Origin of the sequence: Lacticaseibacillus porcinae (assembly GCF_003946305.1) — a bacterium.
Classification (GTDB): domain Bacteria; phylum Bacillota; class Bacilli; order Lactobacillales; family Lactobacillaceae; genus Lacticaseibacillus; species Lacticaseibacillus porcinae.
The window spans coordinates 163,113-188,186 of record NZ_RHNS01000003.1; the positions used below are offsets into that span (position 1 = coordinate 163,113).

The 25,074-nt window shown below is 46.9% G+C and carries 23 protein-coding genes; 5 read left to right on the top strand and 18 right to left on the bottom strand.

All coding sequences use genetic code 11. The annotated features are described in order from the left end of the window. Nucleotides 1–27 precede the first annotated feature (27 nt). Together EKM92_RS04510 and EKM92_RS04515 are read left to right on the top strand one after the other, a co-directional pair. Entirely contained in the window at nucleotides 28–642 is a 615-nt protein-coding gene (locus EKM92_RS04510) for an NAD(P)H-dependent oxidoreductase (protein ID WP_125708312.1), read from the top strand. Between the two features lie 97 nt (nucleotides 643–739). Beyond that, nucleotides 740–1,741, top strand: coding sequence for a DUF916 domain-containing protein (locus tag EKM92_RS04515; protein WP_125708314.1), 1,002 nt, complete (start codon nucleotides 740–742; stop codon nucleotides 1,739–1,741). A gap of 117 nt (nucleotides 1,742–1,858) precedes the next feature. Here the strand turns inward: EKM92_RS04515 and EKM92_RS04520 are convergent, their stop codons facing one another. The 14 genes from EKM92_RS04520 to EKM92_RS04585 form a co-directional block, all read right to left on the bottom strand. Further along, entirely contained in the window at nucleotides 1,859–7,579 is a 5,721-nt protein-coding gene (locus EKM92_RS04520; RefSeq protein WP_125708316.1) for a SpaA isopeptide-forming pilin-related protein, read from the bottom strand. A 178-nt stretch (nucleotides 7,580–7,757) separates the two neighbouring features. Beyond that, complete coding sequence (locus EKM92_RS04525; protein ID WP_125708318.1) at nucleotides 7,758–8,441, bottom strand: class A sortase; 684 nt, start codon at nucleotides 8,439–8,441, stop codon at nucleotides 7,758–7,760. Further along, the gene (locus EKM92_RS04530; RefSeq protein ID WP_125708320.1) at nucleotides 8,434–8,988 is read right to left on the bottom strand and encodes a hypothetical protein; all 555 of its coding nucleotides are present in this window, start codon (nucleotides 8,986–8,988) and stop codon (nucleotides 8,434–8,436) included. The genes EKM92_RS04525 and EKM92_RS04530 overlap by 8 nt, the downstream gene beginning before the upstream one ends. Before the next feature lie 101 nt (nucleotides 8,989–9,089). Beyond that, nucleotides 9,090–9,524 (bottom strand): hypothetical protein, encoded by a 435-nt coding sequence (locus EKM92_RS04535; RefSeq protein ID WP_125708323.1) that lies wholly within the window; start codon nucleotides 9,522–9,524, stop codon nucleotides 9,090–9,092. Further along, nucleotides 9,511–10,554 carry a WxLIP family cell surface protein gene (locus EKM92_RS04540; protein WP_125708325.1) on the bottom strand — a complete coding sequence of 348 codons (1,044 nt, stop codon included), beginning with the start codon at nucleotides 10,552–10,554 and terminating at the stop codon, nucleotides 9,511–9,513. The genes EKM92_RS04535 and EKM92_RS04540 overlap by 14 nt, the downstream gene beginning before the upstream one ends. 83 nt (nucleotides 10,555–10,637) lie before the next feature. Continuing rightward, nucleotides 10,638–11,654, bottom strand: a complete 1,017-nt coding sequence (locus EKM92_RS04545; protein WP_125708327.1) for a WxL domain-containing protein — start codon at nucleotides 11,652–11,654, stop codon at nucleotides 10,638–10,640. A gap of 365 nt (nucleotides 11,655–12,019) precedes the next feature. Then, a complete protein-coding gene (locus EKM92_RS04550; protein ID WP_164509898.1) occupies nucleotides 12,020–13,453 on the bottom strand; it encodes a helix-turn-helix domain-containing protein in 1,434 nt (477 codons plus the stop codon). A 16-nt stretch (nucleotides 13,454–13,469) separates the two neighbouring features. Then, on the bottom strand, nucleotides 13,470–14,150 hold the full coding sequence (locus EKM92_RS04555) for a hypothetical protein (protein WP_125708330.1): 681 nt from the start codon (nucleotides 14,148–14,150) through the stop codon (nucleotides 13,470–13,472). After that, nucleotides 14,150–14,698, bottom strand: a complete 549-nt coding sequence (locus tag EKM92_RS04560) for an alcohol dehydrogenase (protein WP_125708332.1) — start codon at nucleotides 14,696–14,698, stop codon at nucleotides 14,150–14,152. Before EKM92_RS04560 ends, EKM92_RS04555 begins: the two co-directional genes overlap by 1 nt. Before the next feature lie 451 nt (nucleotides 14,699–15,149). Next, nucleotides 15,150–15,767, bottom strand: coding sequence for a TetR/AcrR family transcriptional regulator (locus EKM92_RS04565; RefSeq protein WP_125708334.1), 618 nt, complete (start codon nucleotides 15,765–15,767; stop codon nucleotides 15,150–15,152). 442 nt (nucleotides 15,768–16,209) lie between these two features. Beyond that, complete coding sequence (gene nagA / locus EKM92_RS04570; protein ID WP_125708336.1) at nucleotides 16,210–17,367, bottom strand: N-acetylglucosamine-6-phosphate deacetylase; 1,158 nt, start codon at nucleotides 17,365–17,367, stop codon at nucleotides 16,210–16,212. 122 nt (nucleotides 17,368–17,489) lie between these two features. Further along, complete coding sequence (locus tag EKM92_RS04575; protein ID WP_125708338.1) at nucleotides 17,490–17,822, bottom strand: type II toxin-antitoxin system RelE/ParE family toxin; 333 nt, start codon at nucleotides 17,820–17,822, stop codon at nucleotides 17,490–17,492. Continuing rightward, a complete protein-coding gene (locus EKM92_RS04580) occupies nucleotides 17,822–18,073 on the bottom strand; it encodes a hypothetical protein (protein ID WP_125708340.1) in 252 nt (83 codons plus the stop codon). The genes EKM92_RS04575 and EKM92_RS04580 overlap by 1 nt, the downstream gene beginning before the upstream one ends. Further along, nucleotides 18,060–18,317, bottom strand: coding sequence for a type II toxin-antitoxin system Phd/YefM family antitoxin (locus EKM92_RS04585; RefSeq protein ID WP_125708342.1), 258 nt, complete (start codon nucleotides 18,315–18,317; stop codon nucleotides 18,060–18,062). Before EKM92_RS04585 ends, EKM92_RS04580 begins: the two co-directional genes overlap by 14 nt. A 124-nt stretch (nucleotides 18,318–18,441) precedes the next feature. Here EKM92_RS04585 and EKM92_RS04590 point away from each other — a divergent pair, with 124 nt between their 5' ends. From EKM92_RS04590 to EKM92_RS04600, 3 genes are all read left to right on the top strand, one after another. After that, nucleotides 18,442–19,890, top strand: a complete 1,449-nt coding sequence (locus EKM92_RS04590; protein ID WP_125708344.1) for a glycoside hydrolase family 1 protein — start codon at nucleotides 18,442–18,444, stop codon at nucleotides 19,888–19,890. Nucleotides 19,891–19,995: 105 nt separating this feature from the next. Then, entirely contained in the window at nucleotides 19,996–20,178 is a 183-nt protein-coding gene (locus tag EKM92_RS04595) for a hypothetical protein (RefSeq protein WP_125708345.1), read from the top strand. A gap of 170 nt (nucleotides 20,179–20,348) precedes the next feature. Beyond that, the gene (locus tag EKM92_RS04600) at nucleotides 20,349–21,740 is read left to right on the top strand and encodes an amino acid permease (protein ID WP_125708347.1); all 1,392 of its coding nucleotides are present in this window, start codon (nucleotides 20,349–20,351) and stop codon (nucleotides 21,738–21,740) included. A 40-nt stretch (nucleotides 21,741–21,780) separates the two neighbouring features. Here the strand turns inward: EKM92_RS04600 and EKM92_RS04605 are convergent, their stop codons facing one another. The 4 genes from EKM92_RS04605 to EKM92_RS04620 form a co-directional block, all read right to left on the bottom strand. Beyond that, complete coding sequence (locus tag EKM92_RS04605; protein ID WP_125708349.1) at nucleotides 21,781–22,098, bottom strand: hypothetical protein; 318 nt, start codon at nucleotides 22,096–22,098, stop codon at nucleotides 21,781–21,783. A 77-nt stretch (nucleotides 22,099–22,175) separates the two neighbouring features. Continuing rightward, a complete protein-coding gene (locus EKM92_RS04610) occupies nucleotides 22,176–22,553 on the bottom strand; it encodes a hypothetical protein (protein WP_125708351.1) in 378 nt (125 codons plus the stop codon). Between the two features lie 148 nt (nucleotides 22,554–22,701). Then, nucleotides 22,702–23,961: an NADP-dependent isocitrate dehydrogenase gene (gene icd, locus EKM92_RS04615; RefSeq protein ID WP_420812562.1), complete on the bottom strand. Its 1,260-nt coding sequence runs from the start codon at nucleotides 23,959–23,961 to the stop codon at nucleotides 22,702–22,704. A gap of 17 nt (nucleotides 23,962–23,978) precedes the next feature. Next, nucleotides 23,979–25,073, bottom strand: a complete 1,095-nt coding sequence (locus EKM92_RS04620) for a citrate/2-methylcitrate synthase (protein WP_125708353.1) — start codon at nucleotides 25,071–25,073, stop codon at nucleotides 23,979–23,981. Between the last annotated feature and the right edge of the window lies 1 nt (nucleotide 25,074).

Genomic DNA, 25,074 nt, shown 5'->3' on the forward strand with positions numbered 1-25,074 from the left:
CAACGTCGACCACTGAAAGGAATTTACATGCACATCCTCTTGATCAATGCCCATCCCGATTACGATAATGAAGTGCGGGCCACCAACCAATTGTATTACTACACCTTGCGTCATTTGCAAAAGCAAGCCCCTAACGCCTTCATCGAATCGCTGAAGCTTTATGCCCCAGAGGCAATGATCCCGGCATTGACTCAAGAGACTTTGCGGGAACCTAAGCGTATCGCCGAATACCAAGATCGCTTGATCGACCAATGGCGACGCGCAGATCTGGTGATGATCTTCTCGCCATTATTTAACTTGAACATTGTCAGCCGAATGAAAGATTATATCGATAGCATTATGGTCGCGGATAAAACTTATCGCTTCGACGAATCCGGCAGCGTCGGGTTGCTCGATGGCTCACAGCCGGTGTTATATGTCCAAACTAGCGGCGGGAACTACGATTTTGACCCTGACGACACCAAAGTCGACTTTGCCCCGCAATACATGCGCACGGTTTTGCATGTGATGGGCATTAACAAAATGACCCTTTTGCGCGTTCAAGGGTTGCGGCTGCAAGGCGCCGATCGCAATCAGATCCTGACCACTGCCAGACAACACCTCGCCCGATACGTCGACCAATTCATTCAAGCTGCACGTTAATGTGGCATCGTGCAAATTTTAGAACAGAATTTTATGACAATTGGTCGGCTCAAGCCGGTAAAAGCTGGTAAACTACCAGTAGGATGGAGGTGTGGCCATGTTTAAACGATTATTTTTATTAGCGGCGGTCATCGCTGGGGTCGCCGGTGGTGGGCATGTGGTCCACGCAGACAGCGTGACCTTTCAAGTGTCCCCAGAGTTTCCTAGCAATCAGATCAACAAAAAGTTGAACTACTATAATTTACTGGTTGCCCCAGGCGCCACCCAAAAAATCAGTTTCTTGATCATCAACTCAGATTCAGGTTCCCACAAATACCACGTCTCAGTCAATCGTGCCGGAACCAGTTCTGATGGCGACACCAGCTACAATCTCCATGGGGTGAAGCCGACGCAATCGTTAAAAGTCAACATTGAGTCGCTGTTTCCAAAACCGCGCAACTATACGGTTGATCCGCACAGCACACGGCGAATTAAGTTAACTTTGAAGGCCCCATCAGAAGCTTGGGCCGGCGTCTTAAGTGGCGGCATTCGCGTGCAACAAGTCGACAGCAACGCCAATGCCAACACCAACGTCGGCGTCACCGCCCAACCTGCCTATACATATGGGATCCAGTTGCAAGCAACACCGACGATACCGAATTACACGCCAGCCTTACAATTTAACGGGCCGAAGGTTTCGACCAACACCTCTGGCAGCACGGTCGCCGCGTTACTTGAAAATCCTAATCCGGTGTTACAATCCAATTTGTTTGTTTCTGCTAAAGTCCTTCGCAAAGGCAAAACCGTCCTTAGCCAAGACATGGCAGGCATCAAACTCTCCCCTAACGCGCAAATGGCCTATCCATTGACCCCAACGCCAAAAGCATTGAAAGCTGGAACCTATCAGTTAGTGGTCGATGCGCACAACGGCGATCAAAAATGGCACTTTGAAGATAAATTCACCATCGTGCAACCAGTGATGAAGACAAAAGCTAACACCACCACCGATAAAGCAGTCATGCATCACTTCCCTGCTTGGTTGGTCGTTATCTTGATCATCATTGCCTTTGCTCTTGGCTGGTTGATCTGGTACCTCCGTCGCAAACAACCGAAAGCTTAAAGCAATTAAACAAGTCTGCATCGCAATCAAATGATCGCGATGCAGGCTTGTTTTTATATAGGGCAAATCAAAAAAGCACCACATCGACTTGTTGGTCGACGTGGTGCTTTCGATTCCCTATTGGGCAACCACCAGATCCCACGAAATCGTGGAGTGGTAACTGGTGTTTAAGGTTCCTGACAACTTTGGCAAGTGCATCTTGATGCCAGAGGTCAACCAACGAATATCGTAGGTCCCTGGGGCACTAGTGCCAGTACCAGAGTTCACTAGGTCTTTAGCCGAAGCGTTCTGTGTGAGATCTGGGATCTCGCCATCCGCTGGTGCCGACCCAGTCATGTAAACTGTATTCGCAGCCATGCCCATGTGTAGGTCAGTAGTCGGTGAATTCGTATCCGCTGAATCAGTGGTGCGATAAACTGTTGGAGCCGCCATTGAGACGTAGCTTTCGGGGATGGTGTCTTCCGGATCATTTTGACTGGTCAACGCAGACATTGCCATCTTCAGCTGCCAACCACTTTCGTAGTCACCTTTTTGAAGGACAGAAGCCTTCAAGTAATGAGCTCCTGTGGTATCCACAGATGAATCATCAGTGATCGTGCCATCAGTTTGCGCATCAGAGTTCAACTTGGTGGTATCAAAGTCTGCCCAATTAGGCGACGTATCACCAGTGGAAACCAAGCTTAATGATTGATCAGATGCTGAACGACTGGCTTTCCCGAAGTTCATGACTTGCGGCGCTGCCGTCAAGGTGACAGAAGATTCTTGGGTGAATGGCACAATCAGTTGTGTGCCACCGTATCCATATTGGACGCCTACGACTTTACTTGAATCCTGTGTATAACTCAATCCACCGTTCCCGGATGTGTTAGGGAGTCCAGTATCTGGATCAAACTGCGGATCAACGTTGGTTTCAGGCGGAGTCGTCTTGTTTGTTACCGGATCAGTCGCGGGAACCGTATACCCTAATGAACTGTTGTAAACAAGATAACCGGTCGCCGTGAAATCCTGATAACCATCAACATGAGTCCCATCGGTTTGCGTGATTTGCACATCCACATCTTGGTTGATTGGGAATTGACTACCATCTTCCATGGTTATTGGTGCCTGCAAGACTGCAACACCCTGATCATTGGTTTTGATATATTGAGTTGCCGCCACACTACCATTCACCCAATATGTCAGCGTGAACTGAGCATTTGGAAGCAGTGGTAGCGTTGTTTCCCCAGTCGTCGAAGCATTGGCTCGCGCAATCAAGGTATCACGCCGCAGCAACATTCTTAAGTTACCTGTACCTACTGATCCATCCGTTGAAGCATCATCAACCATGCCATCGTCAGCTTGTGGAGTCGAAAGAGTAAACCCGCCGTTCTTACGATCCCAACTCAAGGAAACTTTTCTTCTAACTGGAACAGAGTACTTAGCATCCATTGGATCAAGTGTCAACCAGAAGGTATCAGCCGGCGTGCTTGGATCTGGGACCCCGCTATAGCCCATCGCCTTCGCTAATCCAGACCAGGTATTCCCGGATACGTTTGACTCACTGATTGTTGCATTGCCAGTGGAAGCATCCACATTCAATGTATACTTCTTGGTTGAGTCATTCACTGAAGTCAATGTCGCTTGCATTGGTTTGTTGACGACACTTAAGGTTGGCGTTGTGCCATCCTTGACTACTTTGCGAACTTGAATGGTGCGATCTGGCATTGGTGCCAATTGATCCGTGTAAGTCAGCGAACCATCCGCCTGCATTGTTAAAGGAAGTGTAGTTGCTTTTGGGCCAGGCAAAACAACGTTCACTTTGCCATCTTTGTAGCCGATAACCGCGTCGTCACCCCTTGCATATTGCGCTGGTGCGACTGTTTCATGCAAGAGGTAGAAGTGTTGGTCAGCGCTAGTGGTTGATTGTTCAAATGTAGCCAATCCATCACTGCCAGTCGTTTGTGTAAACATTGGAGCACTGTTTAAAGGTGTCCCAGACGTGTTAGATTCAGTCAAAGTAAACTGAGCACCTGATAATGCTGTGTTGCTAGTGTTGACCTTCTTAATTGTAATCGGGTTATTCGCAACGGCATCAGCAAAGTTCAAAGCGCCGTTTGTTCCTTTTGAAATTGGAGTAGTGGTATCGTCGACAGCAGTGACCTGACCCTGAGCAGTCCAAGTAAACCCGTACTTATTTGGATCTAAAGCATACTGTGTTGGGGTGCTTGGCGCTTTCACTTCTTTAATATAATAGTGGTTGTTGGTCGCAGGCTTCGGCAATGTGACGGTGGTGTTCCCATCGCTATTAGTTGCAGTTGATTCGTTTACCGCATTAGCTTCATCGCCATCAGCCCATACTTTGAATGTCGCGCCAGCCAGTGATGTTGCAGCGTTGTCTTTGCTTTGCTTGTGGATTGTGATTGTCGTAGGGGCTTGAACCGTGATGTTCACGGTTTGACCATCCGGACTAATGGAAACATTCTTCCCGGTAGTCGCCGCACTGATCTTATCAGTTGATGCCTGCCCATCGGCAATTGAAAACGAAAAGCCATTTGTGCTGGTAAGCGCAGAACCATCCGCGCCGACCATCGCTGTATCACCTTGCTTAACGGACTGTAACAGCTGCGCGTCATTTGGAAAGATGAATGTGCCATCAGTTGGCGCTAAGCTACCTGTCCCATCTTTGCCGGTGGTAGCTGTCATGCCGGTCATACCATCTTTGCTGGCAAAATTAACTGACACATTATTCACAGGCTTTCCGGCAGTATCTTCAACATATACATGTTTTACCTTATACAGCTGAATTTTTGCAGTATTGCCTGTGTTGTCCTTCTGAACAGGATTATCACGGTATTTACTGCTGTACTTAGCGCCTGTTGCTGCATTCTGGACCTTTACAACAGTGCCATTACCGCTAATGACTAACGTACTCCCTAAGTTATAGTAACCACTAGCTGGTGTCGCAGTAGCTTGCTTCTGTTGATCAGTATCTGCGAGCAATTGATACTTGATTGCTGGCGAAGTTGGAATCGTGTTCGTAGCAATCGCATTGCGCAAGACATATGCAATGCTGTTGCTTGGAAAAAGATCTTTCCAGTTAGAAACTAGCCCATCCGTACTCCAAAGGCTTTGAATGATCCCATACCCATCTTTATCAGAAGTTTGGGTACTGCCTGTCATTGTTTCTGCAGTCTTTGGGAACGAAGTCGTGGTTCCTGGGGTGTAGATGATACCACCTAAACCCTTAAATTGGGTAGTGTCAGTCCCCGTTCCGGTATAGACCGTCTTAGGATTCAACACTGGCAACTTAGCACCACTGATAGTGGTCCCAGCTGTGTTCGTTGAATCATTGAATCGTGCTGAGTCAACATATTGGATCTTCATGCCGGAATCGCCGCCACCAGGAGTTTGCGTCACTGGATCGGCAATGACGAGCTGACCATTTTCAACTTTTGCTAACTTGTCTGAGCTAGTGGTGCCAGTCACGGTATCTTGGGTCATGCCGACAGCCGTAAACCCTGTACCCTTCTTCCATTTTGCATAGTACCCATTGCTATTACCGATCAAATATTTATCGGAAGTAGGTGCTTGGGTTTCGGTGATATGGAAAAGACGGTCTTGCGTACGACTATCCTGCTCAACTGTTTTAGTCAACAAACCATTAGCATCAGTTGACTCTGGCGCGGTATTAAGTGGATCAGAGGTATTATTCAGTTCTTCAATCTTGAATTGTGCGCCGCTCAATACCTTCGTAGGATCGGATTGATCGACTTTTTTGATGATGACATTTTTATCAGCATCCACGAATTTGTGAACCCGCAACGTTAAGACTTGATTGGTTTTGAAATTTGTATCGTCTGAATTTGTGATTGTAGCTGCATCGTGACCATCATAGGTCGTGCTTGTTTTATCTAGCTTCAAGTAGTCAGTTGATGGATCCAAGGAAAGTCCGGAAAAATCCAAGCCTTCGAGAGAATAGCCCGAAGGAAGATCCTCCAACCCAACAAACGATTCATCACCATTTGCCCAGTAGAAAGGTCCGTTCTCAGTCGACTTAAAATCACTTGGGAATAAATCGCCAGGAGCGCCAGTGACGTCATCAGTTTTACCAGTCATCGAAGTGTCTTGAAGACTATTCTTCATGGTTAACGTCACGCCATTAACTGGTTTGTTGAACTGGTCGACAACTCGAACTTTCTTAACATGGTAAAACTTGTTGATAATTTGAGTGCCAGCTTTTATAATACCGCTCCCAGTGTCAATGTCCTGAGTGTTAACACTCCAAGTGTTCGGAATTGACTTTCCTGCGGCCTTGTCTGTATCGTGCAAAGTGATCTTACCATCGGCGCTAACTGAGAAAGTTGGAATCCCATCAGGCATATACCAATCTTTACTTGCCCAAGTAGTGTCAATTCGCTTGTAGCGCGTTGGATCAGTAGTAGACAGCGGGTTATATTGATGCAATGTGTAAGTCACACCAGGTGACAATTGTTGTTGCGTACCAGGTACAATGGAGCCATCAGCAGCGATTTCATGGAAGTTTTCAAATGCACTGAGCCGGCTTGAGTTAGAAGAGGCTGCAGTCACTTTAAAATCTGAAAATGGAAGTTTCGCAACAACCCCTTTACGTAGCGTTAACATGTCATTACCACTAACATCGGCACCGCCATCCGCGGTGGAGTAATTCGTATAAGCAACGAATGAGTATACATCTTTCTTAGTTTCTGGATCTTGTTCCTCCATATAAAAGAATGGAAAATCTGATAAGTATGGAGGCATTGCAGCACCAGTATCGAATGGTGCTGCATATTCAGGGGCCATTGATAACTGCGTAGCATCCACGGTAGGATCCGGATTAATTGTGATATTAAGGCCACTCCCATCGGTTGTCCCAAGAGAGCTATCCGTTGACGACAAATAGGTCGGCGTTAATGTCGCCACGCCACCAGGCAAGAGCGCCGTCGAACTTTCAGCACTCATGGCAACCATCCCAGTCTGTGTCGTTGTGACGCCGTTACTCCAGACAAAATGAATTTCACCACTAGGATATTCCCAAATTTGGAAGTCGTTGGCGCTTTTATCAGTCTTGACGTATGAGTAAATCTTAACAGTACCACTCGTACCACCGGGGACATACTGTTGGCCATTCGCATCAGTTGCCGAACCGCTTTGTACGTCGTACCCACGGCTTTTTAATAACGTAGCAGTGGCTCCAGAATCAAAAACCAGATACTTAGACATGTGCGATCCGATACCAACTTCTTGCTGCGTTGAGGTAGCGGGTTTCTTCGATAAGTCATCGCGTAATTGCAAGTTGACTTGGTCGTTAATGTTAAATGTCGTCTTGTTGTCCAAGGAGGTTATTTGCAAGCCACCAGGAACTGGAGTGGTCACAGGTTTAGGGACAACTTTGACAACAGCTGAATTCGAGGGATTACGGAAATATAAATCCGTTTGGGATATATTTGCGGTTGCGTTAGTAATTCCTGCTTTTACTGTAAACGTCAGCTTTGCTGGCCAATACGGGGAAGCATTCCACGGGTCAATCTTGATATGGCCGGCAGTACGTGAATTGTCGGCTTTGTCGGTAACAGTGCCACCATAAGTCGAAACTTTACCGACAAAGTTTAATACACTAGTATCGTAAGTCAAATAAAAATTATCGTCATTCGTCCCGGTGACGGAAAGAGTCACCGTATCGCCAGCATGATACTCCGTCTTATCTACAGTTACAGAGTTCGTCACCGCCTGTGTCCCGATCAGTGGCGCCAGCCCCATTTGCGCAAAAATCGTCACAATTGTCGCGAAGATGTAGGCGAATCGAGCCACCATACTCATATGTGATTTATGTTCTTTCATCGTAATCATCCTCCCAATTGCCCGACATATATTCATCTTTAATTCTACAAAAAAACGTCACAATTACCGTGCAACCTTTATAAAAATAATTTATTTTTCTGGTGTCAAAACTTGCATTTTCGAGTAATTGTCTACAATTTAGCATCAACTAAAGTAAAAATATGTCTGGCGGTAAAGCTCACACATTTTTCTCGATCAACGCTTGCAGCGACTTGGGCACTTCAGAAAGTTTGGCCGTCGCGGTCAATCGCGCTTGCACCGCCAAACGCCCAGTCCCATCGTCATCACAAGTCACAAGCGTCAACTCAGGGTTTTCCGTCGCGTTGAGGATCGACACCGCGGTGGCTTTGATGTAGTGGCGTTCGTAAATTTGATACACATACACTTTCGACATGTCAGAAATATACACTTGCATGCCAACTTGCGACTTCACCAATGGGCCGAATAAGACTTTCTCGTCGTTTGCCATGTGATGGCCTGCCAGCGCATAGTTACCTTTACCCATTGTTTGCCCTGGATTAAGTGTGCCTGCTGCAAAGGCAAGTTGTGGGTTCCCCACGCCTAAGACGATCGGTAAATTCAAATCCAGTTCTGGGATCACCATTTTACCGACGGCTGCGACTTGATGTTTATTCACCGCTGCTTGACTCAAGCTTGCCAATGACAACGGCTTGACTTGATCGAAATTATAGGTCGGCTTTTGCTTGTGGATCGCAGATTTGACCGTGGTTTTCGTCACCGTCACCGTATTATGCCGCACGACCCATGCGGACATCGCATCTTGGGCAAGATACAACCCTAATACCACCAACACCGCGACTAAAACGGTTGAGATCAATGCTTGTTGCCAACGTTTACTCATCTGCTTTCACCTGCTTTAATGTCCATGGCTTAATGGTTTTACGTTGATCTTTGCCCACCATCATGGAAACCGGGCGATTCCGACTTTCTAAGCGGTAAGTGCTGACGATGGTGACGGATTCTTTTGCCTTCAACAAAATATCGGCATTTTCTTGATAGTTCTGCATCAAAAAGCTCAGTTGTCCGCTAGCCACATCAGTCTTAGCTAAGACACTGGTGGTCCCAGCGTTCGTTTGCTGGGCAAACACCACATTTGAGTCTAAGACATATTGTGGCCACGCTGATTCACCACCGGTGTTTTTCAAGCGATACTTCACCACGAGCGTTGGTCGCTTCAAGAAGTCGACGGCATATTCAAACTGAAAGTCAGACAGCCGCAACGTTGAGCTACTAGTTTTTTGGGCGACTTTGGGCACACCGACGACCACTTTTTGCGGGGTGACTTGCTTTTGGGCATACCAGCCGTAACCAAGCTTCGCTAAAGCAATCAGGCTGAGCATTAAGACGATCCCTGCTAAAATTAAATTAATTCGTTTCCAAACACGCATGCTGGTTTCCCCTTTATCCGGCAAGGTTGATTCTACTATTCGGGTGATAATTGAAAAAATGAGCGCTGAATACCACGATCGGCTCCAACGCTCACTTCTTGTTATTTGGCTAAGTTACGCCCGTTCTTCAACACTTGCCACCCCATCATCAGACCCATCGCGATACTGATCATGACTAGCACGATCGGCATTGTTTCAGTCCCTGTTTGTGGTAAGCTTGTGCGTCCGCTGGTCGCTGGAAGCGACGTCCGCTTGGTCGAAGACGACGTTGCGGTCACCTTCGTCTTTTCAGGTGTCGTATCAACGACAACGGTTTTTTGACCTGTTGAAGGCTTGGCATCATTCGCCACCTCGCCGCTTGTATCCGACAGTGGTAAACGCGGATTATTGGGATTTAAAGTTTGATGGGTAAAGCTGACGACTGCTGACCCAGTTTCATTAGAATCTGCAGCTACAACTGTACTCCCAACGCTCGCAATGCCGAACAAGATGGCGAAAATCAACAAGAATCGCTTCGAGAAGTTATTCTTTTTCACGGTGGTTTGCCTCCTTTCGCCTTTTAACTAAGAGCACGATCACGATGATCAACAGTAACAAGATAATCGCCAAGATGAGGTATACCCACCATGGGATATTCAATTGAGATAAGTTGTAGCGTGCGGCATCAACTGTCGAAATATGGAAATTCCGACTGAAATTCCAGACTTTAGTCCCTGAGAACTGCGGATCTGTAGTCGTGTATTTCACATGCATGGTGTAATCACCAGGAGCGACCGCACCATCCCAAGGGGTCTTCACTGTCCATGTGGAGTTAGGAGCTGCCGAAGCGGCATTCACTGTCAAAGCCTTCAAGGTCCGATTTTGTCCTTGCTTCGTCACACGCGTACTGAGTTTCCCGTTCCGCAACATCGATGCCTTGTAGTTTTGCAATGTTGCCGTGACTGCAGTGCCAGTAAAATCATTGACCACACCAACTTGTTTTAATCGCAAGTCAGGCTGTTCGCTAAGCCCGTTAGAAAGCCGTACAGCTACAGCGTACCCATACGTATTGCCAATCCCAGCTTGAGTTGACTTCTTAACTACTGGGCTGACACGAATCGCCCCTAAGATGATTCCTCTGAATTTCTGTGTAGGCATCGTTATCGGCATATGAAACAAAGCAGTTGATTGACCAGGAATTGTGAGTTTATGATATGCGTCAGGGATCTTGATCAAACTCGATAGTGGATGAGCTAAAGATGAATCCTTTGGTTGTGTGGTATTAGCGTATGAGATTTGTGAGCCAGTACTAGTTGTACTAGTGATAGCTTGCATATCCACAACGATCGCCTTTGTACCCTTATTCGCCAGCTTCATCTGTAGTTCTGTTGATTTGCCTGGTTGGATCTCCAAGTCATAAAAAGCAGTATTGGCATTCACCTGATACGGATTTTTAACTGGGATCACTGACAATGGCACTTCTTCATAACTTTTGCTCGAAGCCGCATTGACACTGTGACTTGTCCCAATGACTACTCCAAATATTGCAAGTAGTACTGGAAGCCACCAAAGTTTGATTTTTCGCATATCCCTCACACTTTCTACCAAGTTAGTCCACTTGTGGTTCTCCCCAAGACTAGTTGGTATCTACAGCTTACAACGACTTTGAGTTAGGCACCAGGAGTAACTGCTGCATCTAATGAAGTAGTAGGTACTGCAGAAAGTGTCCAGTCGATAGTTGCCTTGTATTGACCAACCGTTGCAGCATTTGGAATGCTCAAGGTAACATCTTTAGTTGCCCATTGTTGTTGAGTAACACCCTTTTGCTTTGCGCCTACAATGATGTTGGTGCCTGCGTCGTTAGTGGAATCCAAGATAACCTGCTTGTTTTCGTCTTGGACGATTTTTTCACTTGATTCTGCCCATGTCTTACCATTTACAAATGCTGAAACACCATTTGCTAAGATAATCTTGGCCCCAGTCAAGCCTTCCTCATTGTCTTTAGTGGTGAAATGACTCAGCTTTGCATTCAAAGTCCATGCAACGTTTGGATCTGCAGTCACGTTAGTTTCTTGAGCGAAGATTTTGCCCTGGAACTGTTCAGTATTTGTGACGCCTTTATCATCAGTGGTCGTAGAAGTCCCGAAGTCAGTGGTCTTTGTCGTGCTACCGTTAAATGTGGCATCCGTACGGGTATCGTTTTGTGCATCCTTATAACTTTGATCGCCAGAAAGGAGTTGAATTGTTTGTGCAGTACCAGTCGATGCGTTAACACCAAAGTTCAAAGTGTTAGGAATGGCATCCAAAGTCAACGTCCCAGTTTCATTGGTAATATTAGGGTTGTTACCTTCATCGATTGGTTTAACCGGAGTGTCAGGATCGCCAGGTGTGACAACTGGGTTACCATCCTTGCTAGTTGTGATTTCAACATATGCATTACCTTGTTCAGTTACTTTGCCATCTGTACTGTTAACGCCTTGATGAGCAGCTTTAGCAGTGGTAGTCGTGCCAGTTGTAGCACCAGTATCAGTCGTGCCAGTAGAATCAGTAGCACCAGAAGTGTCGCCAGTTTGTTCTGTACCAGTTGGATCCACAGTACCGGCAAAAACAGTGCTACCTACAAAGCTACCGCCTAATACTAAAGCAGAGAATAAAGCTGCTGCGGATAATTTAGTTTTGTTAGTCATGATATATTCCTCCATTGTGTGTATGTTGAGAAGCCCAACCCTTGTTCAAGTTTCGAACAAGTTTTAAATATTTAATTTATGCTTTTAGTATATCCACAATTTCGTCACAAATAATTCATGATTTAATAAAATCCTTTTGATGATTTGGAAAGTATAGTTCTTTAACTCCTGATTTGTGCATACAATTCAGCGTTTTACGGGGTCAATCGGCATGTTTGCGGTTAACACACGTTTTTCATGTACAGATGTTGATACATTGCAAGCGAATCATTCCATAAAAGATAAATTAGAATTCAATGCGAATTTGTCCCTACAATCTGAAAATGAGCCCATATAAAAAGGAGACTGCATACGTCTCCTTTTTATCATCCCACATCATTCAAACTGTTTTGCTTTTCCACTAAGGTTTGGATCAAGCTTTCACGATATGGTGAGAGGTCCAAAGCATTGGGATACCAAGTGAAATCCGGCTGTTCTTCTTGCAAGCTATCGGCATTGCCGATCACTAAGTCACATTTAGAATCGCTGACCCCAGCCACCCAAGGCACACAGTTGATAAAGCCAGTTAATTCTTGATAACCTTCGCTTCTTGGATCAACAGACAACCGCACGTGCAAGCGACGATGATGCATGACACTGTCTAAATATGGGGCAATCAATGGTCCCATGGTGCTGATAAATCGCGGTTCAAACTTCCGAAACGCTTCAAATTCTGAAGTCTTAGGCAGGCTTGCGACCACTTGGCTGAGCAATTGTTGAAGCTCTGCAGACACTGGGATCACTGGCCCGCCAACATAATCATGGGCTTGTGGCGTCGGCCCTTCAGCGATCAAGAACCCGCTGATCACCCGCAACAAGTTTAAGTACAGATCATCGCTTAAATCACCACATTCTTTTCGATAAACTGCAGCGACTAAAGTATCGATCACGATCGATGAGGCATCGTCGGTCAACAGTGCCAACTCAACTGCCGCAGCTTCTGGGACACGGGTTTGCATGTCAAACCGTGACTGGCTGATTTGGAAGAAGTTGAACGCTGCGACATCCACCGGCATAAACGGTGGCCGTACACACCCAGCTCGCAAATTATGTTGCTTCACTTTGCTGTCAAAAGCACGCAAGCTTTCAGTCGGACGGATCCGCGCTTGTTTGCCGACCCGCAAGTGGCTGATAGCCAAGAAATACAGTTGTTGTAGATGGGTCAACGGCCGATCAGCGACGATTGTGATCGCCGCAAATTCATCTTCCAGCTGCTCGCGATCAACAGTGGCAAATGGCCATTGAGTTCCGCGGTACGCCCACCAATACATGGTGAACAAGAAGTAGCGAATGTTGATCTCATCGCCGTCAAAGGCAAACTTGGCAAGCTTTAACTTCAACCCGAATTGCTTAAGCAGATCATTTAATGGTTTGAGCTTCCGGGAAATTGTTGAGCGACTGACGAATTCTTGATCGCAGAATTGCGAAGGACTTGGACTTGGTGATTTGATCACATAATCGACGATGCGATAAACCAAGGAATTTTGAACCAAGTACGCGCGATAAGCATCTAAACTTAATGGTAAGTCGACGCCTGCTAACATCGCCGTGCGAACATTTTCCCGAGAGACGCCGGATAAATCAACGAGATCATCCAGCAATTCTTGAAAGACGTTATAAGTTGGTTGATATTTACTATTTAACATCACCGCTAAATCGGTGATGGTGACATCTTTAACGTAAGGCCGCGACAACACGGTATAGAGTTGGTACTTCAACCAGTCAGCACGTTCTAGAAATATTTGGGCATAATCGATCAAAGTGCCACCTCCTTTTTTAGTCGACATCCGTGAAAACGAATGTTCCTGCTGCTGTGGTTGCCGCCTGTTTCAGCGGCGCATCGAACAATTCTGTGATTTGTTGGTCTGCTTGTTGCCAATCACCAAGCGTGATCTGCACTGCATCAGGCAATGGCGTCAAGTGTTTAGGTTCTGTTTCTGGTGCTTGTTGCAAGAATGCCTCAAGGGTTTGACTTTCCTTCATCGGCCAGCCATCAAGCAATTCCGCCACACTCACTGGCATTTGGTAATCGTCGCTAGCGCCATTGGCTAAAAAGTCAAACATCACTTGGGCAGGCATTACCAAGTTCACCACATTTTGTTGTGGGATCGCAGTGCAACCAGCTAGTTGCGCCAACACCCCGCGGTCAATGTCTAACGTCGGCACTTGTAATAAATACAAAGGCTCGAGGTTTTGGCCATCGACCGCGGTAAGAAATTCTTCTACCGCAGTCGCCGTCAGCGGCAACGCTTGATTGCGGTCAGTCAACCGCAAAGCGCGGATCGCTAAGTCTTTGACATGGTCATGCCGACGCAACTGCCAGTAAAAACGTTCTGGTTGCTTTGCTTCGCCGAAGTGGACGATCACACTACGCGTTGGTTTTGCGATCGTTGCGGAGATCACCTCTGGGGTCAGCCGTGGTTGCGGCTTACGCCCCCAGAGCCACCACCGGCGCATTAGTGCTTGCGGGCGGCAACAACTGCCAATACCCGCTGTAAGCTACGAGAATCTGGGGCGGCATCGAGTTGACGTTGAACTTCCGGCGTCAAGAAACGCTCTTCTGCTTCGCGACGCGCTGCCACGGCATCACTATAGTTAACAAACATTTGATTGAGAACATAATGTCCGCGTAACATCAAACGTGCGACCCAATGAGCAGAGGTTTTATCAAAGGAGACACCAGGCACGCCAGAGCGATTGTTCCGACGTGGGATCAATGAGGCTTGTAAGTTCACCCCATCATGGATCCCAAAGCCTGCACGAGAGCCGATATGGGCAACAAACGCAGGATTTTTATGAGCGTTGACGATGCTGACTTCACGCCGCCAGCAGCCACATGAGCTGGTGCTACCGTGACGTAAGCGATAGCCATCAGTCACCACAGTGTTCCCACAATCGCAGGAGCATTGCCACAAGGCGTTGCCATTATGATTATCCCGACCAGCATAAGCAGTGACCACTAACCGACCAAAACGTTGGCCCACCATATCGATTCGTTTTGTCATACCCATTCTCCTTAAAGCGGCTGCGCGCCCCCACCCGCAGTTTCCGCACGTTTTCATAATAAAAATATAAGCCACATGAATGTTTTATGGCGTTCATCTTTTATAAGAATCCTTATACAGATTTGGATTGGTACCTAATTTCGGGTACCAATTTACGATTACAGAAATGCAAGAAGTGCAAAAGACTAGGCTTTTGCGATGACAAGAAATCGCTTGCACTTAGTTTACCCAGAATTTGTTCACTATTTTTGAATGGTGGTGACCGCGTCGCGACCCAGTAGATGTTGACGACTGTAATCTGAACACTTTTTCAAACTACAGTTGTCATTGTTCGGCTATATTCTGAAAATCAGAAATCCTATACCTTTTCGTTCGGAATGTATCGTGGTGAACTCATTTTTGCTCGCCCATGAAAAAAACTTAAGCCGCAACTTAAGTCTCGATTTCAAGATTATTTACCGTTTTTCAAACAACCAGCAGCCAACCACTGCAATTGTTGCGCCACAGATTGTTTAAGGGCATTAACTGAACCCAGTTTTTCCGGGTGTTGATAATAAGTGGTCATGGTTTGAACAAACATCCCCACCACTGACCAAATCAACAACTCGACTGCTTCATCGCTTTGCTCGTTCAATTGGCTGCGATCGAGATGGTCCTGTAAATATAACGCCGCGCCAGTTTGGGGTTGCGGCGTGAAGTATTCAGGCCCTTGATCTTTGAGATAGTCGAAAACATTTGCATAAAACGGCGCATAAGGCCCACTGACCAACATGTCGATCAAACGATCAAAGACGATGGCGATCGCCGCAAAAAAGTCATTGTGCTCTTGCGCTAACACCTCGCGCATCCACGCAATGTTGTGATTTTGTTGTAAGCTCAACAAATAATCGAAGATGTCTGCTTTATCTTGAAAATACTGATAGAAACTCCCATGCGCAACTTGGGCCCCGCGAATAATGTTGGACACACTGGCATCATGAAACGGTGCTCGAGCAAATTCGGTATACGCTGCTTGAACGATTCGCGCCCGTTTCGGCGTGGGCAGCCGATAAAAAGTAGCAGTAGGCATCACACAACCTCCAAAGAAAAGATGATGACACCATCCTATCAAATTCGTTCCTTGATTTAATCGGCCTAAAGTCCAAAAAATTCAATGACGTGGCATTCAATTGAAACAAGTTGACCATGCGGACATTGTTGTGATTCGAAATTTCAACGTTCACGTCAACATCACCTATTTCTCGCAGTTACCTGACGCCACATCCGTGATTTGAAATGGGGACGGAAGCTGGCCGCCGCTACATGGTGAGATTCTCGTTAGCGGTTTACCGCTTACGAGAAGCCGCAGGAAAAGATCCACTTGGAACGGAGCGTAGCGACGGATCAAGTTAGCTTTTCCGAGGACCCTCACTATGTAGCGGCGAGCCAGCTGGAGTCCCCATTTCAAATCCCCCACGCCATTAAAAAAATCACCAAGCACGCGGCTTGGTGATTTCAATTAAAGATTTAAATTACGCTTGGTAGCGGGAAACGCCATCCAAGTAAGTTTCAGACAAGGACATGTCCTTGTTCAATACTAAGAAGTCAGCGTCGCGGCCTGGTAAGATCGAACCGCACTTATCGTCGATCTTAGAAGACTTAGCAGGCACATAAGAACCCATCATGATGGCTTCTTCAGGGGTGTTGCCGTTCCAGTCAACGACATTCTTGATGGCATCGTTCAACTTCAAAATCGAACCGGCCAAGTTGCCGCCGTTCTTCAAACGAGCAGTCCCGTCTTTAACGATAACTGGGAATTCACCTAACATGTAGTCGCCTTCTGGCATCAAACCTGCAGACATGCAGTCAGTGATCAAGGCGATGTGTTCAGGGGTCTTTTCACGAATCAAAGATGAAGCAACTTCTGGACGCACATGGTGGCCATCGCAGATCAATTCGTCGTCAACAATGTTCATAAACATCGCGGCGCCGACCATCCCAGGTTCGCGGTGAGTCAAGCCAGACATCCCGTTGAAGGTATGGCAAAATACAGTCGCGCCGGCTTCAACACAGGCCTTGGCTTGTTCAAATGTCGCAGAAGAATGACCTAAAGCAACCGCTTTGCCATCTTGGGCCATGTGCTTCGTAAATTCAACCGCACCGTCACGTTCTGGGGCTAAAGCCATTTTTTGTAACAGGCCTTTAGCAGACTTTTGCCATTCGTCGTATTCTTCGATGGATGGGTCGCGGAAGTACTTCGGGTTTTGGGCGCCTTTGTGTTCTTCAGTAAAGAATGGGCCTTCGAAATAGATCCCTTGGACCTTGGCACCAGTTTCTTCACCAGCGTGGTCGCCGATAGTCTTACATACGTCATTCAGATGTTCAAAATCAGCAGTCAAAGTAGTTGGCAACCAGCTGGTGACACCAGTTTTCAACAAGCCTTCAGACATGTCGTTAATGGCGTTCCAGTCGTTGTCCATCACGTCATGGCCTAAAGAACCATGAATGTGGGTGTCGACCAAACCTGGGGCGATCCATTGATCCCCGTAGTCTTTGATCTCGCCGGTTGGCTTTTCGCCGTAAGATGGGGTGTAGTCCCCAAACTTGCCGTCGTCAGTAATTTCAAGCCAGCCACCGTTTTCAGTGGTGTTCTTCAGGAAAAACTTGTCCGCATGGATGTAGTAGCTCATTAGATGATCTCCTTCATTGAAGTTTGCCGTTTCTCAACAGTTACAGTGTAGCACGGAAATCAATAGTGGTCTAGGCCAAAAGTTCAGGGTATCCTGATTTTTTGAAGGCGGTCCACGACGCATTAGTTTCGTTCACGAAAGAAAATTGCCTGAGCTCGGATCAATTCGGTGCGATTATCGATGATCGCGTAAATTGAAATCACAGATTGCGCATCGTCCAGATGATATAAGACTGTGTTCTTCCCAGTTTGAAGCGTAAATAGATTTTCAGATTCTGCGGCTTCAAATCTAGGCAATCTTTTACCCAACCTAGGAAAATAGCTGAGACTGTCGAGTTGATCAAGCAACAGCTTGATCTTTTGCTGGGCGGTACGTTGCCCAAAACTTTGCTTGAGATAGGCTTCGATTTTGAAAAGATCAGCACGCGCCTCTGGGTAAAGGATGACGCGATACATCAGCGTCCCAACAATTCAGCACGAACTTCAGCGAGAGATTTTGTTTCCCCATGCCGCGCCTGAGCTGCGATTTCGTTCAGTTCTCGAACGACCAGTTGTTGCCCTTGTTGATAGAAATCGTCAAGGGATAAAACGGCGAATTCATCGACATCGTGATCGTCCAGCATCAAACGATGATCCTGTGTCACAGAGGCGAGTAACTGCTGAAAATCGCGCAATTCCCCAATCCGATGTGTGTCAATTGTTGTCATCTTCCTCTAACTCCCTTTTGATCGCAATTAATTCACGATAATCCTTAATGGCTAATATGACATACTTGCCATAACCGTTTTTTGTTAAAATTACTGGGTGCCCTGGAACGACATCTTTTAATACTTTGCGATAATGCCGCAATTCCGACATCGGTCGAATATCTGGTTCTGTCAGAAAATCTTTGCCTTCCAATCCGTTCACCTCCCATGTCAAGATATCATAACTGCTGAAAATTTTCAACATAACCAGTTCTTCCTGCCATTGCCAATTAAGCTAACCGCCGAGTTGCCCTATACTCCTCATTTATGTGCGTTGAGTCCAGTGTGTTACAATAACGGTAGCGCTTACGCTGAAAGGAGTATACTGTATGAGTTTTCCAAAACATTTCTTATGGGGTGGCGCCACTGCTGCCAATCAACTCGAAGGTGGCTGGCAAGCAGGCGGACGCGGCCCGTCCATCGACGACGCGTTGCCTGGGGGTAAACAACGGTTAAACATTGTTGCCGACCCAAACTTTGATTGGACCATCGATCCATCGAAATACACTTATCCGAACCACGAAGGCATCGACTTCTTCCATTATTACAAAGAAGATATCGCCTTGTTTGCGGAAATGGGCTTCAAATGCTACCGCTTCTCGATTGCATGGAGTCGCTTATATCCTCAAGGCACTGAAGATAATCCTAACGAAAATGGCCTCGCCTTTTACGATGATGTGATCAACACATGTCTTGAACATCACATTGAACCAGTGATCACCTTGTCACATTACGAATTACCATTGAACTTAGCGATCAACTTCGGCGGCTGGAAGAACAAGCAATTGATCACCTTCTTCAAACGCTTCGCCGATACGGTGATCGAACGTTGGGGCAACAAAGTCAAATACTTTCTCACCTTTAACGAGATCAACTCTGCGGCGCACTTCCCAGTATTGTCGCAAGGGATGGTCGGCGACACCCCCAAAAAAGCCGTTTTCCAAGCTTGGCATAACCAATTTGTTGCCTCGGCATACGCTGTGCAAACGGCACGCCGCGTCAACCCTGACATTCAAATGGGGAATATGATCTTGTATGCCACCAGTTATGCGTACAATGCTAATCCCGTCAACCAACTGGCCAACTTACAACATAACCAAGATTTCAATTTCTTCTGCGCTGATGTCCAAGTCCGCGGCGAATATCCCGCCTACACCCATCGCTATTTAGGTGAATTCGGGTTAACGGAAGCGGACCTTGACCGCACCCCAGAAGAACTCGCGTTGTTGAAAAAATATCACGTTGATTTCTTGAGTTTTTCCTATTATATGTCCAGTGCCACAGAAATCACCGGTGAAACTAAGGACACTGTCGCCGGCAACTTAATGGGCGGCGTGAAGAACCCTTACCTCAAAGCCAGTGACTGGGGTTGGCAAATCGACCCTACCGGCTTGCGCATCGCGTTGAACGAACTTTACGATCGCTACCAAGTCCCAGTCTTTGTTGTGGAAAATGGTCTCGGTGCTCGCGATAAAGTCGAAGCCGACGGTCGGATCTTTGATAGCTATCGCATTGATTACTTGCGCGAACATGTCAAAGCCATCGAAGGGGCTCTTGAAGACGGCGTCCCCGTGATGGGTTACACCCCATGGGGCTGTATCGACTTGGTGTCTGCTTCAACTGGTGAAATGTCCAAACGCTATGGCTTCATTTATGTCGATCTCGACGATGAAGGCAAAGGCAGCGGCGCTCGCAGTCGCAAAGAATCGTTTGCTTGGTATCAACGGGTGATCGCCACCAATGGCGCGAACTTATCGAGTGATGATTTGGATTACTGATGGTTTTCACGTATCAGATGCTGTGAGGCATCTGATATTTTTTTGCGTAAAATTCGTCAAGGCGCCAACGTCATGTTAAATTAGTTGAAAAAGGCGGTACGGCACATGTTTTGGTTGCTGATCATCGTGATTTTGTTGACGTTCGCTTTAGTGATGGCGACCCATCGATTTCTCCAAACCCGCAGACGCAGTGACTTACTGGTCATGATCGGCTTCGCCACTTTGATTGCGATCATTGCCATCCCATGGCTGATGATTTTTCTTGGAGTCGGGACGAATATCGAATAAATTCTTTTATGGTGAATATTATTCATCTAAATCTTGATAAATTTCACACAGCTCACTTAAGCCCGCCACGACGCGTTTTCATTGATGTGGCGGGCTTTGGTCAGTTGCACCGACAACATTCGGTCGGTAACATAGAAAACGTGAGATTTTTTCAGAAAGCAGGAGAATGCATGGCAAGCAAGCAAAACGCAGACGGCACCAAACGTGAATTAACCAAACGACATGTGCAAATGATCGCCTTAGGTGGCACCATCGGCACTGGGTTGTTCCTTGGCGCCAGCAATTCCATCATGAAAACTGGTCCCTCGATCTTGTTGGTTTACTTGATCTTAGGCGTGATCTTCTTCTTGATGATGCGTGGGATCGGGGAAATGATGTACCACGATCCTGATAAGCACACCTTCATCTCCTTTATCGGGAAATATTTAGGGAAAACCGTCGGCTACTTCGCTGGTTGGACTTATTGGCTCGGCATTATCTTCGTCGCCATGGCCGAACTAACTGCTGTTTCCAAGTATGTGCAATACTGGTTCCCGAGCTGGCCGACCTGGGCGATTCAAATCGGTGTCCTCGCGATTCTCGTATCGATCAACTTGATTGCCGTTGGGTTGTTCGGGGAAGCAGAGTTCTGGTTTGCAATGATCAAAATCACCGCCATCGTGGTCATGATCATTGTCGGGTTGTTCTTAGTGTTCACCAACTTCAAAACCCCTGTCGGTCATGCTAGCTTTGGGAACATCACCAATCACTTCTCCATGTTTCCAAATGGCATCATGAGCTTTGTCGCCGCCTTTCCAATGGTATTCTTCGCCTTTCAAGGGATGGAATTCATCGGCATTACCACCAGCGAAACCCAAGATCCTCGTAAAGTGTTACCTAAAGTCATTAACGAGATCATTTACCGCGTGTTGTTATTTTACATCGGTGCCATCGCCATCATCATGGCGATTTACCCTTGGCAATCGCTTGACCCGACGCAATCACCTTTCGTGCAAGTCTTCCAATTAGCCGGCATGAAAGCCGCTGCTGCAGTGATCAACTTTGTCGTCTTAACCGCTGCGGCTTCTGCGTTGAACTCTTACATGTACTCCGCAGGTCGCCATTTCTATCAATTGGCGTTAGATACCAAGCACTCGAAGTTTATGACCCACTTCCGGAAAATTTCTCGGACTGGGGTGCCAGCACGTGGGATCTTATTCTCTGCCGCGTTAGTGTTGATCGGCCCGATTTTAAATTCAATGCCGCAAATCACTGATGCCTTTGCTTTTATCACTAGCGTTTCGTCAGATCTCTACATCATCGTTTACTTGTTGACCATGATGGCGCACCGCAAGTACCGCGAATCTGCAGACTTTGATCCTGAAGGGTTCTTGATGCCGCATTATAAATTCACCAGTCCTTTGGTGATCGGCTTCTTCGCCTTGATCTACGTCAGCTTGTTCTTCACCGGCTCCGGTGCCATTTGGCCAGCGATCGGCGGCTTGGTTTGGACCGTCGGCTTTATGGCGATGATCAAATTCGTCAACCGCCAAACCGCTGTGAGTATGAACGTCGAAGATTAATTCAAAAAACCGCTCAACTTTTAAAAAGTTGAACGGTTTTTTAGTCCTCAATCATTCGATATTGTTTCGCGAACTGTTTGGCCGACACCACGCGATGATTGGTCACATCGAGATAATCACCTGGATACCCTAATTCATACATCCCATACCCTGCAAATCCGCCACCAACTGTGCCCACGGCGCCGGTTTTTAGATTTTGGGTAACAGATGGTCGCAACCCACTCATTAAAATCCGCACATGATGGTCTAACCACACCAAATAATTTTCTGCAAATGCACGTTGCACCCAGTTTGGTTGAATCCCAGTTTCGCTGATTTGCCACACGTCAGCAACGGCACCTTTGTACATGACTTGCATCTGGTTACCTCTTAACGTAATCGCTTTCATTTTACTGGAAATAAAAGCCTTCGCCGACAGACGAAAGCTCATCGCCTTTAACACACCCCTGTGCGCGTGGCGACCATCAGCGTCAACTCATCGCAAAGACTAGCGACGGTGTGTGCTGCTGGGAAGAATTGCAAGTTTTCTGGTTGTGATGATTGCCATTGACTTGCTGAATATCTTGGGGCTTTGTGCGCGATAGCTCGTGCATCAAGGCCCAATTCGTCTGCAAGCCCCCACAAGCGGCGCAGTTGCGTGATTCGCAATTGATTGGTGTAGTGGCCCACCACTAACACCGCCGCCATCCATAAACCATAGGCCAACATAGCAGCAATGACCGATTCAAACACCAAACCAATGATCACATGCATCATCAATAAGCCTGCCACCATAATCATCAATTCGAATGCTTTTAACGTGCGTCGTTTCATGACTGCCACCTCCGACATTTAAGATACACGCCTGCATCAATTCCCTCAAGCAATGTGACAGAACTGTTAGTTACCGTCACCCAACCGGTTGTGCACAAGCATTTTAAAAATGACACCAAAAAAGCAGGCACAAAGCCTGCTTTTGAATTTAGAGATGTTCGGCGACATAAGTGCCAAAGCCTTGCGTCCCAAGCACTGTGGCAGCGTCGCTAGTCGCAAAGTCTTGGGTGACATGTTGACTGGCAATGGCTTCAGCAATGCCTTTGCGGATCTTGTCCGCGGCTTCTCCCCAGCCGATGTAATCAAACATCATGACCCCACTTAAGATAATTGAAGTGGGATTGAGTAAATCTTTCCCTGCAAACTGTGGTGCGGTACCATGGGTCGCTTCAAAAATCGCTTGTCCAGATTCATAGTTAATGTTGGCCCCTGGGGCAATGCCGATGCCACCAACTTGCGCCGCTAAGGCATCAGACAAATAATCACCATTTAAATTCATCGTCGCCAACACTTCAAAGTGATCAGGATGTAGCAAAGTTTGTTGGAAGCAGTTATCACAGATAATATCATTCACAATGATCTTCCCAGCAGCTTTGGCGTCAGCTAACGCTTTATCCGCAGCCGCTGCACCAGCAGTTTTTTTGATTTCACCATACTGGTTCATGGTGAAGGTTTCATCAGCAAAGTTAGTTTCTGCTTCTTGATACCCCCAACGTTTAAAGCCGCCTTCAGTTTGCTTCATGATGTTGCCTTTGTGCACCAATGTCACAATATGGCGATCATGTTTGATGGCGTGTTCAATGGCTGCATGTACAAGGCGTGCTGAGCCTTCTTGAGACACAGGTTTGATCGCAAATGCCGCAGTATCTGGAAAACGCACTTTTCCAGCTTGTCCTTGTTTTGCCAACAAGTCCAACCAAGCTTGCGCTTCAGGTGTCCCTGCTGCCACATCGATCCCGGCATAAATATCTTCAGTGTTTTCACGAAAGACATCGATATCGACCAGTTCTGGATGAACAACTGGCGCCGGAACACCTTTAAAGTATTGCACCGGACGAAAGCAAGCATACAAATCTAACGTTTGTCGCAAGGTGACATTGATCGAACGATGTCCTTCGCCGACTGGTGTGGTCAACGGCCCTTTGATCGCCACTAAATGGGACTTTAACGCGGATAACGTTGCATCAGGCAACCACTCGCCTGTGTCTGCAAAAGCAGATTCTCCGGCAGCTAGCGGCAACCAGTCCACGGCACGTTCTCCTGCATAAGCTTTTTTTACGGCAGCATCAAAGACTTTTTGGGCTGCTTGCCAGATCTCAGGTCCAATGCCATCCCCTTGAATAAACGGGATCTGTGGGTGATCAGGAGTTTGTAAATGATGGTTTTCCATGGTAATCGCTGAACTCAAAAGATAACCTCCAAGAATTATTTGTCTGTGGTTGCTTTCACATGCCGATCAGTTGGCCCCACATATTCAGAAGCTGGGCGAATCAAGCACGCTTCTTCGCGTTGTTCCATAATATGCGCTAGCCACCCAGCCGTGCGGCAAGCAGCAAACATCACGGTAAAGGTCGATTCATCTAACCCTAAGCTGTGATAAACCACGGCGGTGTAGTAATCGACATTTGGATGTAGTCCCAACTTTTCTAACATGTAGCTGGCAATTTGCTCTTGGATCTCAAAAAATGGTTGATTGTTGGTTTCATCTGCCATTTCTTCAGCAATACCGCGTAAGATCTTCGCACGCGGATCGCCGTCTTTATAAACACGATGGCCAAAGCCCATGATTTTTTCATGATGGGCAATTTTGTTGTCGATATAGCGTTGAGGCGATACCCCAGTGTGGCGGATCTCTTGTAACATATTGAAGACTTGCTCATTGGCGCCGCCATGCAAAGGCCCTTTTAACGCGCACACTGCGGCGGTTAAACAAGAGTAAAAGTCAGCATTAGTGGAAGCAACCACCCGACTCGTAAACGTCGAGGCGTTCAATTCGTGATCAGCGTGCAGCACCATCACGGTATTAAACATCCGCACTTGCGACTTGCTTGGGCGCCGGCCCATAAACAAGTACATGAAGTTTTCCACGACGCCCCACTCAGGATTCACTTGCATTTGCGGTTGCGAATCACGCAAGCGAATGATCGCCGCGATGGTGGTGAGCATTTTCCCTAAAATTTCTCGTGGTTCATCAAGTTTGCCATCGTTGTTGGTGGTCCCAAGTAGTGACACCATTGTCCGCAAAATACTCATCGGATGTTGTGGTTCAAGGGCAATGTCACCCATTAAGCGAATCGTTTCATCAGGCAAATGCATCGAACTGAGCAGATCATGTTGCATGGTTTTGAGTTGTTCAGCATTTGGTAAGTTCTTGTGCCACAGCAGGTATACCACTGCTTCGTACGGCAAGTCTTTTAATTCTTCAATGGGGTAGCCGGCAAATGTCAGCTTCGAATCTTTCGTCGAACTGATCTTAGTTTCCGTGATCACGACCCCTGCTAATCCTTTCGGTACGTCCATA

Coding starts and splice junctions, on each gene's coding strand:
- EKM92_RS04610 (WP_125708351.1), bottom strand. CDS start 22,553: ATGAAACGACGCACGTTAAAAGCATTCGAATTGATGATTATGGTGGCA.
- EKM92_RS04585 (WP_125708342.1), bottom strand. CDS start 18,317: ATGTTGAAAATTTTCAGCAGTTATGATATCTTGACATGGGAGGTGAAC.
- EKM92_RS04620 (WP_125708353.1), bottom strand. CDS start 25,073: ATGGACGTACCGAAAGGATTAGCAGGGGTCGTGATCACGGAAACTAAG.
- EKM92_RS04555 (WP_125708330.1), bottom strand. CDS start 14,150: ATGCGCCGGTGGTGGCTCTGGGGGCGTAAGCCGCAACCACGGCTGACC.
- EKM92_RS04565 (WP_125708334.1), bottom strand. CDS start 15,767: ATGCCTACTGCTACTTTTTATCGGCTGCCCACGCCGAAACGGGCGCGA.
- EKM92_RS04580 (WP_125708340.1), bottom strand. CDS start 18,073: ATGACAACAATTGACACACATCGGATTGGGGAATTGCGCGATTTTCAG.
- EKM92_RS04520 (WP_125708316.1), bottom strand. CDS start 7,579: ATGAAAGAACATAAATCACATATGAGTATGGTGGCTCGATTCGCCTAC.
- EKM92_RS04575 (WP_125708338.1), bottom strand. CDS start 17,822: ATGTATCGCGTCATCCTTTACCCAGAGGCGCGTGCTGATCTTTTCAAA.
- EKM92_RS04560 (WP_125708332.1), bottom strand. CDS start 14,698: ATGACAAAACGAATCGATATGGTGGGCCAACGTTTTGGTCGGTTAGTG.
- EKM92_RS04605 (WP_125708349.1), bottom strand. CDS start 22,098: ATGCAAGTCATGTACAAAGGTGCCGTTGCTGACGTGTGGCAAATCAGC.
- EKM92_RS04525 (WP_125708318.1), bottom strand. CDS start 8,441: ATGAGTAAACGTTGGCAACAAGCATTGATCTCAACCGTTTTAGTCGCG.
- EKM92_RS04510 (WP_125708312.1), top strand. CDS start 28: ATGCACATCCTCTTGATCAATGCCCATCCCGATTACGATAATGAAGTG.
- EKM92_RS04590 (WP_125708344.1), top strand. CDS start 18,442: ATGAGTTTTCCAAAACATTTCTTATGGGGTGGCGCCACTGCTGCCAAT.
- EKM92_RS04595 (WP_125708345.1), top strand. CDS start 19,996: ATGTTTTGGTTGCTGATCATCGTGATTTTGTTGACGTTCGCTTTAGTG.
- EKM92_RS04540 (WP_125708325.1), bottom strand. CDS start 10,554: ATGCGAAAAATCAAACTTTGGTGGCTTCCAGTACTACTTGCAATATTT.
- nagA (WP_125708336.1), bottom strand. CDS start 17,367: ATGAGCTACTACATCCATGCGGACAAGTTTTTCCTGAAGAACACCACT.
- EKM92_RS04515 (WP_125708314.1), top strand. CDS start 740: ATGTTTAAACGATTATTTTTATTAGCGGCGGTCATCGCTGGGGTCGCC.
- EKM92_RS04600 (WP_125708347.1), top strand. CDS start 20,349: ATGGCAAGCAAGCAAAACGCAGACGGCACCAAACGTGAATTAACCAAA.
- EKM92_RS04530 (WP_125708320.1), bottom strand. CDS start 8,988: ATGCGTGTTTGGAAACGAATTAATTTAATTTTAGCAGGGATCGTCTTA.
- EKM92_RS04545 (WP_125708327.1), bottom strand. CDS start 11,654: ATGACTAACAAAACTAAATTATCCGCAGCAGCTTTATTCTCTGCTTTA.